Annotated in this window: 14 protein-coding genes; 4 read left to right on the top strand and 10 right to left on the bottom strand. The window is 54.0% G+C overall.

Features of this window, described 5'->3' with window-relative positions; all coding sequences use genetic code 11:
- Positions 1-263 precede the first annotated feature (263 nt).
- Complete coding sequence (gene acs, locus IPH75_02620; protein MBK7140959.1) at positions 264-2,243, top strand: acetate--CoA ligase; 1,980 nt, start codon at positions 264-266, stop codon at positions 2,241-2,243.
- Positions 2,244-2,384: 141 nt separating this feature from the next.
- Entirely contained in the window at positions 2,385-4,685 is a 2,301-nt protein-coding gene (locus tag IPH75_02615) for a protein kinase (protein MBK7140958.1), read from the top strand.
- Positions 4,686-4,687: 2 nt separating this feature from the next.
- On the opposite strand, the gene IPH75_02610 is transcribed toward IPH75_02615, so the two are convergent.
- The 8 genes from IPH75_02610 to nadE form a co-directional block, all read right to left on the bottom strand.
- The gene (locus IPH75_02610) at positions 4,688-4,942 is read right to left on the bottom strand and encodes a DUF4342 domain-containing protein (protein ID MBK7140957.1); all 255 of its coding nucleotides are present in this window, start codon (positions 4,940-4,942) and stop codon (positions 4,688-4,690) included.
- 24 nt (positions 4,943-4,966) lie between these two features.
- Positions 4,967-5,425 (bottom strand): GNAT family N-acetyltransferase, encoded by a 459-nt coding sequence (locus tag IPH75_02605; GenBank protein MBK7140956.1) that lies wholly within the window; start codon positions 5,423-5,425, stop codon positions 4,967-4,969.
- Positions 5,426-5,514: 89 nt separating this feature from the next.
- Positions 5,515-5,883 carry a cupin domain-containing protein gene (locus tag IPH75_02600; GenBank protein MBK7140955.1) on the bottom strand — a complete coding sequence of 123 codons (369 nt, stop codon included), beginning with the start codon at positions 5,881-5,883 and terminating at the stop codon, positions 5,515-5,517.
- Between the two features lie 12 nt (positions 5,884-5,895).
- Positions 5,896-7,056, bottom strand: coding sequence for an acyl-CoA dehydrogenase family protein (locus IPH75_02595; protein MBK7140954.1), 1,161 nt, complete (start codon positions 7,054-7,056; stop codon positions 5,896-5,898).
- A 106-nt stretch (positions 7,057-7,162) separates the two neighbouring features.
- On the bottom strand, positions 7,163-7,969 hold the full coding sequence (gene lgt / locus IPH75_02590; protein ID MBK7140953.1) for a prolipoprotein diacylglyceryl transferase: 807 nt from the start codon (positions 7,967-7,969) through the stop codon (positions 7,163-7,165).
- Complete coding sequence (locus tag IPH75_02585) at positions 7,959-8,879, bottom strand: phosphatase PAP2 family protein (GenBank protein MBK7140952.1); 921 nt, start codon at positions 8,877-8,879, stop codon at positions 7,959-7,961. Before IPH75_02585 ends, lgt begins: the two co-directional genes overlap by 11 nt.
- On the bottom strand, positions 8,872-9,600 hold the full coding sequence (gene rsmI, locus IPH75_02580; protein ID MBK7140951.1) for a 16S rRNA (cytidine(1402)-2'-O)-methyltransferase: 729 nt from the start codon (positions 9,598-9,600) through the stop codon (positions 8,872-8,874). The genes IPH75_02585 and rsmI overlap by 8 nt, the downstream gene beginning before the upstream one ends.
- Positions 9,597-10,145, bottom strand: a complete 549-nt coding sequence (gene nadE, locus IPH75_02575; GenBank protein MBK7140950.1) for an NAD(+) synthase — start codon at positions 10,143-10,145, stop codon at positions 9,597-9,599. The genes rsmI and nadE overlap by 4 nt, the downstream gene beginning before the upstream one ends.
- Positions 10,146-10,531: 386 nt before the next feature.
- On the opposite strand from nadE, the gene IPH75_02570 reads away from it, so the two are divergent.
- Complete coding sequence (locus tag IPH75_02570; protein ID MBK7140949.1) at positions 10,532-10,954, top strand: single-stranded DNA-binding protein; 423 nt, start codon at positions 10,532-10,534, stop codon at positions 10,952-10,954.
- Between the two features lie 187 nt (positions 10,955-11,141).
- Positions 11,142-11,720: a hypothetical protein gene (locus tag IPH75_02565; protein ID MBK7140948.1), complete on the top strand. Its 579-nt coding sequence runs from the start codon at positions 11,142-11,144 to the stop codon at positions 11,718-11,720.
- On the opposite strand, the gene lpxD is transcribed toward IPH75_02565, so the two are convergent.
- Both lpxD and IPH75_02555 read right to left on the bottom strand, forming a co-directional pair.
- A complete protein-coding gene (lpxD, locus tag IPH75_02560) occupies positions 11,709-12,755 on the bottom strand; it encodes a UDP-3-O-(3-hydroxymyristoyl)glucosamine N-acyltransferase (GenBank protein MBK7140947.1) in 1,047 nt (348 codons plus the stop codon). The two genes, IPH75_02565 and lpxD, sit on opposite strands and share 12 nt — an antisense overlap.
- The gene (locus tag IPH75_02555; GenBank protein ID MBK7140946.1) at positions 12,736-13,275 is read right to left on the bottom strand and encodes an OmpH family outer membrane protein; all 540 of its coding nucleotides are present in this window, start codon (positions 13,273-13,275) and stop codon (positions 12,736-12,738) included. Before IPH75_02555 ends, lpxD begins: the two co-directional genes overlap by 20 nt.
- Between the last annotated feature and the right edge of the window lie 21 nt (positions 13,276-13,296).

Below are 13,296 nucleotides of genomic sequence, written 5' to 3'. Positions count from 1 at the left end.
GATTCTCCGTCCGGCGGGACTCCCTTTCCCGCCCCATTTTCGGATCACCTTAAATCGGTCAATCATGGACTTGCGCAGCCAATTACTTGATCCCTTTAACTAAAGCATTGGTGATAAAAAAGGGCAGAACCTGCGCCAGTTCCATCACCCTATGTTTGGTTAGTTTCTTCTCGATCCTCAGCGATACTTGACAAAATAGACACCGTAAGCGAATATTGTCCTGATAGCCGGTCCATTCTCTCTCACCCGAAGGAGTCCCGTTCATGGCGACTAAAAAAACCGCCTCGCGCCAGGCAGTCTCGAAAACTCCGATCGATTCGCTGCTGCATGAATCCCGCCTCTTCAAACCGTCTGCGGCATTCACCAAGCAGGCCAACGCCGGCAGCGCGGCGATCTACAAGCAGGCGGAAGCCGATCCGGTCAAATTCTGGGAACAGATGGCCGAGGATCTGGTCTGGAAAAAGAAATGGACCAAAGGGCTGGAATTCAAGGCACCAGATGCCAAATGGTTTGTTGGCGGAAAACTAAATGTCACCGAATCATGCCTGGACCGTCATGTCTTGGTTAATGGAACCACCCGCAGAAATAAGGCAGCCTTGATCTGGGAAGGAGAGCCGGGTGACCGGCGAGTCCTGACCTATTATGATCTTTTCCGCCAGGTGAACAAGTTCGCCAATGTGCTGAAGAAGTTCGGAGTCGTCAAAGGAGATCGAGTCGCAATCTATCTCCCCATGATCCCTGAACTGATCATCTCCGTCCTCGCTTGTGCCAGGATTGGCGCCATTCACTCAGTTGTTTTTGGCGGATTCTCTCCTGAATCGTTGCGCGACCGTATCAACGATGCTGAGGCGAAACTCTTGATCACTGCTGACGGCGGCTATCGCCGTGGTCAGATCATCCCGCTCAAGCATGATGCCGATGTCGCCCTGATGGATTGCCCGTCGATAGAAAACGTGATCATCGTCAAGCGCGGGGAGTTCCTCCTGCGTGTTAAGGAAGGTCGTGATCACTGGTACCACCGCCATATGCAGGATGCGGACCCATGGTGCGAGCCGGAATATATGGATGCCGAGGATCCGCTTTTTATCCTCTACACTTCGGGTACCACCGGCAAACCAAAAGGGATCATGCACACTTGCGGCGGCTACATGACCGGTGTCCACGCCACCACCAAGCTGGTTTTTGATTTGAAAGATACTGATGTCTTTTGGTGTACCGCCGATGTCGGCTGGGTTACCGGACACAGCTACGTGGTTTATGGCCCGCTCTCCAATGGAGCCACTCAGGTTATCTATGAAGGGGCTCCCGATTGGCCGGATCAGGATCGCTTCTGGCAGATCGTCGAAGATAACGCGGTTTCGGTCTTCTACACGGCACCAACAGCTATCCGCGCCTTCATGAAATGGGGACGCCAGTGGCCGGATAAGCACGATCTGACCTCACTCCGTCTGCTTGGTTCAGTCGGAGAACCGATCAATCCCGAAGCTTGGATCTGGTACAACGATGTCATCGGCCGTGGACGGTGCCCAATAGTCGACACTTGGTGGCAGACGGAGACCGGCCATATCATGATCACTCCCTTGCCGGGGGTCACCACCACCAAGCCGGGCTCGGCCACGCGTCCGTTCCCCGGTATTTCCGCCGCTATTCTGGACGAGAGCGGCAAAGAAGTAAAAGAGGGTGGCGGATACCTTGCGATCACGCACCCCTGGCCCGGCATGCTTCGCGGCATCTGGGGAGACCGTCAGAGGATGATTGATACCTACTGGTCGAAATGGCCTGGCATCTATTTCCCCGGCGATGGTTCCAAGGTGGACAAAGACAAATACTATTGGATACTCGGGCGCGTCGATGATGTCATTAACACGGCCGGACACCGCATTTCCACCATGGAAGTTGAATCCGCGCTGGTGGAACACCAGATGGTCGCTGAGTCCGCTGTGGTTGGTATTCCGCACGAACTCAAGGGAGAATGTCTGGTTGCCTTCGTAACCTTGCGCTCGGGGATGAACCAGGATGAACGGCTGCTTGGTCAGCTCAAGGACCATGTCGTACGCAAAATCGGCGCGTTGGCTAAGCCGGAAAAGATCATTTTCACCGCGGACCTTCCCAAGACCCGTTCGGGGAAGATCATGCGTCGGCTGTTGCGCGATGTTGCACAAGGGAAAGTGATGGGCGACACGACTACACTTTCTGACCCCGATGTCATGAAGAAGATCAAGCGCCACTACGAAGAAGATTAAGGCGGGCAGCAGCAACTTTTGCTCAAGGGGCAGGTTCAGCATGGACTTGCCCCTAATTCATGTGCAGTCTTGCGTAGACATTCAAGATGACCTATTTTCGTCTATGTTTAACCTGACCGGCATTGTAAAAGAGGATCTCGGGTGAGCGACGGTTTCGAACAGGATAAGACCAGATCGGTGCCTATGCAAGCCAGCGGCGCCATTGTCAACCACTACCGGATCGAGCGACTGCTCGGTGCGGGTGGGATGGGCGAGGTCTATCTGGCCGACGACACCAAGTTGGGACGCAAAGTCGCACTCAAACTGCTTCCTCTGGCTTTCTCTACTCAGGCTGATCTGAAAGCACGGTTACTCCGTGAGGCACAGGCCGCCGCAATGCTGAATCACCCCAATATCATGACCGTGTACGAGGTTGGAGAATCTGACGGTCGGCTATTTATCGCCCTCGAGCATGTTGATGGCTCCCCCCTCTCGGAACTACTCCGCTCAACCCAATTCTCGACAGAAGAGGCCGGACAGATCCTCTTGCAGATATGTGAAGGGATAGCGGAGGCGCATGACAAAGGGGTGATACATCGCGATATCAAGCCTTCGAATATTCTTTTGAGCAAACAAGGGCGCGTGAAACTGGTCGACTTCGGGCTCGCTTCAATAGCCTCTTCTGATAGGCTAACTGTTGACGGTGCTCGAGTCGGTACGATCGGCTACATGTCTCCCGAGCAAATCGAAGGCGCGACAGCGGATGTACGCTCCGACATTTTCGCTCTGGGCGTGGTCGCGTATGAACTGTTGGCAGGCAAAAACCCGTTCCGCCGTGACGATGATGCCGCCACCCTTTACTCCCTGTTGCATCACCAACCTGTGCCACTGCCCGAATTGCGATCTGATGTGCCCGTCACGCTCTCTTTGGTGGTTGAGCAAATGCTTTCCAAATCTCCCACCCTTCGCTACCAATCAGTGAATGCCGTTATCGCCGACCTGAAGCAAGGTTCTTCGTCAAGAAATGCAGCTGCCGCCGCGCCAGTTGAAAGCGGTCAACAGGCACCATCGATCGCCGTCCTGCCATTTGAGGACCTGTCTTCATCCCGAGACCAGGAGTACTTCTGCGACGGGATCACTGAGGAGATCATCAGTTCTCTCAGCCATATTGACGGCCTTCGAGTAGTCTCGCGAACCTCATCGTTCCAATTCAAAGGGAAGGGCCAGGATATCCGGCGAATCGGAGCACAACTCAATGTGGGAACATTGCTCGAGGGTTCGCTTCGCAAAGTAGAGGGACGCTTGCGCGTCACCGCCAAATTGATAAGTGTTGCTGATGGGTTTAATCTCTGGGCCGGAAAATACGACCGGGCCGCCGAGGATATCTTTGCCGTTCAGGACGAGATCGCCCAAGCGATTGTCGAAACGCTCAAGGACCGTTTGCTTGGTAAAACGACGTCCGAGACAGTGAAGGAACCGGCGCGTCGCCATTCTGCCAATGTTGAGGCTTACCACTATTATCTCCAGGGTCGGTTCCACTGGAACGCACGCGATCGCCAGTCAGTTATCAAATCTCTGGAATATTTCCGTAAGGCCCTCGATCTCGACCCCGTCTATGCGCTGGCATATGTTGGATTATCAGACGCCTACTTTATGCTGGGGGCGTACGATTTTCTTGATCCCAAGGTTGCGGTTCCTGCCGCCCGTCAGGCGGCGCTCAAAGCTCTTGAACTGGATGATTCCCTCGCTGAAGCACACACGGCGTATGCGGGCCTGCTGGTCTTCTTCCACTTCGATTGGAAACGAGGTGAAGCGGAATTTCTGCGCGCCATTCAGTTGAACAGCGGCTACAGCACTACTTACCAGTGGTATGCTGAGATGCTGACGTTCCAGGCACGGTACGAGGAAGCAAGACGGAATTTCGAAACGGCCATCGACCTTGACCCGCTCTCTCACATCCATCCTACTATGTTTGGATATATGTTCGCGGTGATGGGAGACCTGAAACGGAGCAACGAAAACTACCTGCGCGCCATTGACCTTGGTTCTCAAAACTATAATCTGTACAGCTGGTATGCGTTGAATTTGCTGGAGTTGGGACGGATTGAAGCTGCCCGCCTGCATAATCAGCGAGCGCGTGAACTGGCTGGCCGAAGTTCCTATCCGCTGATGGTCGATGCCTTTATCGCCGGACGAACTGGCGATACTGCATCGGCCAGGGAAGTTATCGATAAACTCGAGGCTGCCGCAATGACGGAGTATCTCCCGCCCTCTTACATATATCTCTTGCACTATTACTTCGGAGACCGCGACAGAGCCTATTCATGGCTTGAACGAGCGCGCGAGACCCGGGATGTCGAACTGCTCTTTATTTTATTGCCGACCTTCAATGAAGCCGCGTCAGATCCCCACGCGCAAACACTCCTTGAAAGTTTTGGTATCCGACGTCGGCCACAGTCCTAACTCTATTCCTTTTCCTTGACCACGACGATCGTACAGTTGGTGACCACTGCCGCGATCGCTCCGACGGCCGCCACGATCGGGGCAAGGATCACTCCGACACCCGCGATGGATACCGGCATCTCGATCAGCGTCTTCCCTTCTTCGTTTTTGATGATCACGCGCCGGACATTGGCTTCATGGATCAACTTCTTAACGGTGTCGACCAGTTGTTCGCCGCTGACCTTGATCTCTTCGGTGAATGTCTTTTCTTCGTTCATCTTAATCATCCAATCTCAATCGCATCACGATTGATTTTCTTTGTATGGCAGAGGACCGATCTCCTCCAGGCCAACTTCCTGGAACCCCATACTGTGGTAGAGTGCGTTGGCCGCCTCGAGGTTTGGGCTGGTCGCCAGAACGAGTGAAGCAGCTCCGAGCTTTTTTGCCTTTGCGATCGCGGCCAGGGCCAGCTTCCTGCCGATCCCCTTGCCACGGTGTGACCGCACCACTCCCATCTTGGCCAGTTCGTACTTGGTATCGGTATGCTTGATCAGGGCACAGGTCCCTACTATCTCTCCTTCAATCGAAGCAAACAGAATGGCGCCACCGCGTGCAATGATCTCACCAAGGGGGTCATCAAGTACTATCCGGTCATATGGTTCAACTGTGAAAAACTCTTCCAGCCAGGACTGATTGATCTCCTGAAAATGCCGCGCGTATTTCGGCTTGAATTCGAGGATTTCTATAGTGCTTGTTTGCATAAAGTTCGGTTCACCGTGACAGAGGGATTCCAGACGCGAAAGATAGTCGCCAACTTCGTTCTGAGCAAACGATCGAAAACCTATCGAGGCTATATCTTCTCCAGATCTTCAGGCTCGATCGTATACTGGTGGTCCACATTCCCGGTATTTCGAGTCGCCGCCGGCTCGAAAAGCAGCACCTTGCAGAGCTTTTTCGCGGCTGGCTTATGCTCGATCCCCTTCGGGACAATGCAATACTCACCCGGTTTGAGCGTGACTACCCCATCCCTGAGGTGTATCTCCATCTCTCCTTCGATCACCAGGAAAAGCTCGTCCTCGTTCGCATGAAAGTGCCAAACATACTCTCCTTCGAATTTGACCACTTTGACCAATTGCCCATTTAACTCCCCGATCACTTTGGGCGACCAGAGTTCGTCGAACGATGCCAGTTTTTCGGCGATACTGACTTTGGCGAGCACGGTTTGCTCCTCTTATGAGATCGTCGCTGCGTACTCTTTTAACACTTCACGGGCGATCACGATCCGTTGCACCTCATTGGTCCCTTCGAAAATCTCGCAGAGACGTACGTCGCGATAGATCCGCTCAACATTGTACTCGTGGGTGTATCCATAACCGCCGAGGATCTGGATCGCCTGGTGGGCTATCTCAGTCCCTACTTCCGAGGCGTACATCTTGGCAATGGCGGCATCTTTTGCCACCGGCAGGCCAGAGTCTTTCTTCCATGCCGCTTCGTAGGTCACCAGTCGTGCAGCATGCAGTTTGGCCTGCATTTCGGCCAATTTGAACTGGATCCCCTGGAAATCGGCGAGCGGCTTTCCGAATTGCTTCCGTTCCTGCGCGTATCGTGCGGCGATCTCAAACGCCCGCTGGGCCATCCCAACCGACTGCGCACCAACCGAAATACGCCCATGATTGAGCGTCTCCATGGCAATGTTGAACCCACGCCCGACATCGCCGATCCGATTTGCCTTGGGCACCCGATAGTCCGTGAAGATCAGCTCCGCAGTTGGCGAGGCCTTGTATCCCATTTTGACTTCGTTTTTTCCCACAGCAAACCCCTGCTTGTCGGCCTCGACAACAAACGCGGCTATCCCTTTGGTTTTCAGCGATTTATCGACAGTGGCAAAAACGATCACGAAATCAGCGATCGATCCGTGCGTCACCCACAGCTTGGTACCGTTCAGGACATACGAGTCACCATCGTCGGTCGCCTGAAGCGTCAGCGATGCCGCATCCGAACCGGCCCCGGACTCAGATAGCGAATAGGCCGCAAACTTCTCCCCTGCACAGACAGGCGGGAGATACTTCTTCTTTTGTTCTTCCGTGCCCGCCTCAAGTATTGGCATGGCAAACAGTGACCCATGCACCGCCGCGACAAGAGCGTGCGAGGCGCACCCACGGGCAAGTTCTTCGATTGATATTGTATAGGCAAGGTTGTCCAATCCGGCCCCGCCATATTCCTCAGGGACCTTTACCCCCATCAATCCGAGGTCAGCCATCTCCTTAACTAACGCCCGGTCAAGCTTTTCGGTGTGGTCAAATTCACCGGCGCGCGGGAAGAGCTTTTCGTCGGCAAAGCGCCGAGCGACATCGCGAACGTAGTTCTGTTCTTCGGAAAAATTGAAGTCCATTCCTGAATCCTCACATGCGTATTAGCTTTTCTGCGTGATAAAGTAGTCAGAAATAGTATGGAAAGAAAACGGATTTTTTTGCCCAACTTTGGAGCAGAAGGTCGCGTCAGGCCCTTATCGAGGCTCGCCTCCGCTGGATCAGGTAGATTGACAGTCCCAGTAGGAACAATCCTAACGAGATAACCTGATTATAGGTTATCTCCGAACCGCCCAGATTAAACGTCATCTCCGACTCATACCAGCGCAGATTCTCTATCAGATACCGGAAAAGTGCCTCAATCATGAAAACCAGCGCGACTGCCTGGCCTACAAAACTCCGGTGTTTGATCACATAGTGCAGCAGGATGAACAGCCCGATCCCATACAGCGAGCTGTAGATCTGCGTCGGATGCAAATGCGCATCGCCAAACACGTAGTGTGGTATTGACCCCTCCGGAAATGTAACTCCCCAAGGGAGGTCAGTTGGCACACCAAAACAGCAGCCATTGAGAAAACAGCCGATGCGCGTTATCCCGAGGCCCAGCCCCAGGGTCGGGGCAAAGTAATCGAAAGTATCCAATATGCTCATCTTCTTGCGATAGCAGTACAGTGCCGCCGAACCGACCGCAAACAAGACTCCACCGTAGAGGTTCAACCCGGCAATGCCAACATACCCGGCATCCGAGAATGGATTGAAGACCGCCGACCAATTCCCCGCAAATTCCTCAAGATGGAAAAGCACATAAAACAGCCGCGCACCCACCACCCCGAAAAAGATCAGATATGATGCCACAGTCAGGTACGGATCAAACGGCTTGCCGTCGCGGTCCGCCATCTTCTTGACATACAGCACACCAAACAGAAACGACAGCGCCAGCATCAACCCGTAGGAGCGGATCGGAATCGGACCGACATGAAACAGTTCAGGATACATTCTGTACTCTCACCTGAAGATTTGCGGCCGAGCCGGCCGAAGTTGTTGTGTAGTTCGGGTGATATTTGTCTACCACCCAGATCGCGCCACACGCGATCGCTGTCCCGACAAGGACATCCGTCATGTAATGGTACCGTCCCCAAACCGTTCCGACAGCCATTCCCAGATTGAGTGCAGCCATCAACCAGCCGATCGGCTTGGAGATCCTGAAGAAATAAACCATGATGATAAGCGCCACCGCGACATGAGTCGAAGGGACACATCCGCCGCGCACGGATCCGTTGGCTTGAACGAACTCCACTATCTGTCTGAAAAAAGGTCCCTCGACTGCATGCACATACTGATCCATGTAATGCCAGCGAGGTCCCTCCACCGGATACACAAAAAACAGCATGTAACCGATGAAAAATGTCAGGCTGATCGCCGCCAGCGACTGACGAATCATGTCATATTTCTTCCATATGAAGAGCGGAATGAACAACGCCGGGAGCATCAGGTAGTAACTGAAATAGCTCCCCATGAGTATTTCGGTGATCCAGGGGTTGAGTAAGTATCTATCTATATACAGCGACGGTTCAAACCCGAGTATTCCCTGCTCGAATCCGCTCAACTGAGCATCCATGAACTTATCATGCAACAGGAACATCATGCCACCGGTCATCCGATAAAACGCCGTAAAGAGGATCGCCGGATAGAGAAGCCTGACAAATCGAAACAGACCCGATTGCCGTTCCCCAAAGATTCGGACAATGAGGACCACCAGTACGGCTGTCAATGCGTAGAATGTCAATTCATCCGTGTACTGCTCCAAGGGTCTGCCGACTGAAAGCAGGATCGCCACCATCACCAGGCAATAGCCGATAATGATCCAATCCATCGGATAGACGGGATTGCGAAACAGCCTATTCATCGTCGCTGCTCTCACTCTCCGGCTTTTCCGACCCGGAAGACCCGGCCACTACTAAGACCACTTCCCCTTTGACGCTTTCCCCTATCCGGGAGAGTATCTCGCTGATCGAGCCGCGGATGAACTGCTCGAACTTCTTGCTGATTTCGCGGGCGAGGCATACCTGTCGATCGCCAAAAACCTGCAACATGGCGGTTAGCGTCTGGCGCACCCGATGAGGTGATTCATAGAAGATTATCGTATGTTCAAAGTCCTTCAACTTCTCCAGCCGTCGAGTTCTCGCACCTGACTTGTGTGAAAGGAATCCCTCGAACATAAAGCGGTCGGTCGGCAAGCCTGAGGCGGTCAGGGCAGGCAGAAGCGCACTCGGCCCGGGAAGCGGTATGATCTCGATCTGTTCTGCCAACGCGGCTCGAACGACGCGGTAGGCGGGATCGGATATGCCGGGCGTGCCGGCATCGGTTATCACCGCCACTGACTCCCCTTGCTTCAACGCTTCTATCAACTGCAGTGCTCGACTTCTTTCATTAAACTCGTGGTATGATACCAGTCGCTTTTTAATGCCGAATTTGCTTAACAGGTTCCCGCTGGTCCGGGTATCCTCGCAGGCAACGATCTCCACTTCCTTCAGCACTTCAAGTGCTCGCGAGGTTATGTCCGACAGGTTCCCGATCGGGGTCGGCACCAGATAGAGCGTTCCTTTCGGGGCGTTGCCTTCGGTCATACCTGCACCTGCAAGCGTTGCGGCACCGCGACTCGTCCCAACGGCGCAATTACCGGCATGTTTCGTTTATAACTATGCCGGTTCACCAGCGAAACCACCCGGCTGATATCTACCATTTCAAAGCCGTCTTTTACTAACTGCTCCATCGAAGTCTCGCCATCGTCGATCACTCGCCTGAGTATGCCATCGATCTGCTCATACCTGACGCCTATCTCTTCCTCGTCCGTCTGGCCCGGCCAGAGATCGGCGGAAGGTGGCTTGTCGATTATCTCGCCAGGGAGCCCAACTTGTCGGGCCATCGCCAGCACTTCGGTCTTATACAACTCCGCGATCGGATTTATCGATGCTGCCGAATCCCCAAACCAGGTCGTATACCCCAAACAGAACTCGGTACGATTAGAGGTCCCCAGCACCATGCAGCCGCTTTCCCGTGACATGTCGAAGAGGATTGCCATCCGGATTCGCGCCGCAAAGTTTCCAACCCGGATTCGATCCTCTGTTGCTGGTGAGCCGAAATAAGCGTCCACCATTGGGGAGATATCCACACTCCGTGTTGTGATGCCGAGTTTGCGTTGCAAGCCGTTCTGCATGGGTTGATGAATCCGGAGACGAAGTTTTGTAGGGGAGCGTCAACCCGAAAATCTTCTCTTTCCCGACCGCTGACACCGCAAGGGACGCCACCAGGGCAGAGTCGACCCCACCGGAGAGCCCTATGATGTAGCCTGATAAGCCGGATTCAAGCAATTTTCCGGTTATAAACCGACGAATAGTGGTGGCTGCGTTCTCCAGGTCCATCTTAGCCGCTGTCTTAATATCACTTTTGGACAAGACTATACCCTATAACCAGCAGCCTAACAAGGGAAAACATCCCATCCCACTTGACACCCGAAACCACCCCCCTTATTATGCAGTACTTTCAACGGAGGTTATTATGAGTGTGAACAAAGCTATCCTGATCGGACGGCTTGGCAAAGACCCTGAACTTCGCTATACCCCCGGTGGCCGCGCAGTGGCGACCTTTTCGTTAGCGACCAGCGAAGTCTATCAGAATCAGGAAGGTCAGCGCCAGGAAGCGACTACCTGGCATAACATAGTCTGTTGGGGGAAAACCGCAGAACTGGCCAAAGAGTACCTTCGCAAGGGGCGCGAGGTCTATCTTGAGGGACGTATCTCCAACCGGAGCTACGATGACAAGGACGGCAACAAGAGATATATCTCCGAGGTCGTCGTCCAGAATATGCGCTTCATCGGATCCCGTCAGCAAGGCGAACCGGGCGGTGCTGCCGAAGAAGCCGACACCTCACCAGCCCCTGCCGCCTCGACCGGCGCTGAGGATGATGATCTTCCGTTCTAGCCCTCGCTGAGCAGAACTCATACAGGATACCCAGGACAGGCCGACGCCTCAACGCGTTAGGCCTGTTTCTTTTCTGATTACCATCAGTGCAATTTCTCCTCTCAGCTTTGACTGTTCCACCTCCGAAACAGTGGGAAGGAACCGTGGAACAGTGAATTGGAACTGACAGCCTTCAGGAGGAGACAGTATGTCTCGCGTAATTGCACTCGCCCTTAACAGTCTTGGTTCGCCGCTCAAGCTCCAGGTCTATTTCCGGATCGGCGCTATGCTGGTGACAACCATGCTGGTCTGCTCAACATTGATCTTCTACTTCGGCAATCAAATGGTAGATACCCTTGCCGCCGGTGTAGCGACACTCGCGGATATTGCCGTTGCCTCAATTCTACCCTACCTCTTCGCCGCCGCCATTGCTGGTATGACGGCAATGGCGATCACGACCATCCTGCCGACAGCCCGTTCGATCGAGCCGCAGGAGGCGATCCTGCACCGTCTGAGACAACTCTCTTCCGGAGACTTGACAACCAGTGAGAAGGTGGCAAGCTCGGGTCCGATGCGTGAGATCTCAATGGAACTGAATCAGAGTATCGGGATGCTCCGGCACCAGATGACGGCCATGAAAATCGTCAACCGCCAACAATGGTCAACCCTGTGCAATATTCGCGATGCCGTGGAGCGAGGGAATCTCGATATGGCGATGAGTTATATCGAACAGATGGAAAAAACCTGGCAGAAGACCGCGGAGATCGAGAAGAAGTTACTGACCTGATTTCTTTGAAGATTCGTCTTCGAGTCGTCGCACCCGCTTGAAAAGATCGGGGAGGCGCGACAACGATGCTTCGATCCGTTTCGTTGCCATGATCTCGCGGGCAGGATAGCCAAACATTGTCTTGCCCGCGGGGACGGAATCTTTCACTCCCGACTGGGCTCCCACTCTAACATCATCCCCCAATTCGATATGGCCGACAAGACCAACCTGACCGGCCAGGATCACACGATTGCCGAGTTTGGTCGAACCAGAGATACCGACCTGCGCGATAATCAGGCAATCTTCGCCAACCTGTACATTGTGGGCGAGATGAACCAGATTATCGATCTTGGTGCCGCGGCCAATTCTCGTCGGGCCAAGTGCCCCGCGATCGATCGCCACATTCGCCCCGATCTCAACATCGTCGGAGATCTCCACCCACCCAACTTGTTTGATCTTCATCATCCCGGTCGGCGTTGGTGCAAACCCAAAACCGTCCGAGCCGATAACGGTCCCGGCATGTATGATCGCACGGGCGCCAACCTTGACACCGTGCAGGATCTTTACCCCCGGGTGAACCAGGCTGTTCGGACCTATTTCGGCACGGTCGCCCACGTAGACAGATGAGACTAATTGACAACGGTCGCCGATCTTGGCGGTCGAACGAATATGGCAGAACGGTCCAATCGCGCAGTCGGCGCCTATTACCGCGCCAGCTTCAATCACCGCATGAGGACTGATCCCCGGCTCCACCAGAACCGGGTCGGCATACAGGCGATCAACAATCTTGGCGAAAACCAAATATGGATTCTGGTGACGAATGGTCGGCTTGTGGGCGCATTCCGTTTTGGGATCGAGCACCAGTGCTGAGGCACCGGTGGTTTCGATATACTGCAAATAATTCGGATTGGCGACAAACGAGATCTCCCCCGCGCGGGCCGACTCGATGGGGGCCGCACCGGTAATAAACGTGCGGCCATCCCCTTCAATCGTTCCGCCGACTAATGCCGCCAGCTCTGCCAGCGTTAAAGGCGATTTATTGGTCGAGCTTGTCAAGATACTCCAGCACTTTGGCGGTCACATCGTAGGTCGGCTTGATATAGCCGAGTCCGCTTGCCATGGTGAAGATCACATCATACCCGTCATCCAGCGCCACCTGCTCGATCGCTTTGTTCAGATTGGCCAGCAAGGGACGCATCAGTTCATCCTGCTTCCGCTCGGCGGTACCGTCCGGACCATAGATCAGCTTGGTATATGCATCCAGGGCATCTTTCTTGGCCCGAATCGCGGCTTCGCGTTCTTTCTTTTTGTCGTCCGACAGGATCAGCCGCTGCTTCTCGTATTCCTCGAGCATGGCGAAATACTCATCAGACTTGGTCTGGGCTTCGGTATCCCATGCCTTCTTTTCAATATCCCACTGTTCCTGAGCACGCACCCAGGCTTTGTATGTGGCGCGGATCTCGTCATCTTTGATGAAGCCGATCTTCATTGACTGGGCGGATGCTGACGCGACAAAACCGGTCGCCAGCACCAGGCCGGCAACCATTAAGAGGACAAGCCGTTTCAGATTACGCATGCGTTCTCTATCTCCTGTGAT

The sequence above is a fragment of the bacterium genome (genome assembly GCA_016708025.1).
Lineage (GTDB): Bacteria > Zixibacteria > MSB-5A5 > GN15 > FEB-12 > FEB-12.
Note: the sequence above shows the minus strand (reverse complement) of the source record. Positions and strands in the feature narration are given on the sequence as shown.

Bases quoted from the DNA above. Each gene is read 5' to 3' on its own strand.
- lgt (MBK7140953.1), bottom strand. From the start codon at position 7,969: ATGTATCCTGAACTGTTTCATGTCGGTCCGATTCCGATCCGCTCCTAC.
- IPH75_02555 (MBK7140946.1), bottom strand. From the start codon at position 13,275: ATGCGTAATCTGAAACGGCTTGTCCTCTTAATGGTTGCCGGCCTGGTG.
- IPH75_02570 (MBK7140949.1), top strand. From the start codon at position 10,532: ATGAGTGTGAACAAAGCTATCCTGATCGGACGGCTTGGCAAAGACCCT.
- IPH75_02610 (MBK7140957.1), bottom strand. From the start codon at position 4,942: ATGAACGAAGAAAAGACATTCACCGAAGAGATCAAGGTCAGCGGCGAA.
- IPH75_02565 (MBK7140948.1), top strand. From the start codon at position 11,142: ATGTCTCGCGTAATTGCACTCGCCCTTAACAGTCTTGGTTCGCCGCTC.
- rsmI (MBK7140951.1), bottom strand. From the start codon at position 9,600: ATGACCGAAGGCAACGCCCCGAAAGGAACGCTCTATCTGGTGCCGACC.
- IPH75_02605 (MBK7140956.1), bottom strand. From the start codon at position 5,425: ATGCAAACAAGCACTATAGAAATCCTCGAATTCAAGCCGAAATACGCG.
- IPH75_02585 (MBK7140952.1), bottom strand. From the start codon at position 8,879: ATGAATAGGCTGTTTCGCAATCCCGTCTATCCGATGGATTGGATCATT.
- IPH75_02595 (MBK7140954.1), bottom strand. From the start codon at position 7,056: ATGGACTTCAATTTTTCCGAAGAACAGAACTACGTTCGCGATGTCGCT.
- acs (MBK7140959.1), top strand. From the start codon at position 264: ATGGCGACTAAAAAAACCGCCTCGCGCCAGGCAGTCTCGAAAACTCCG.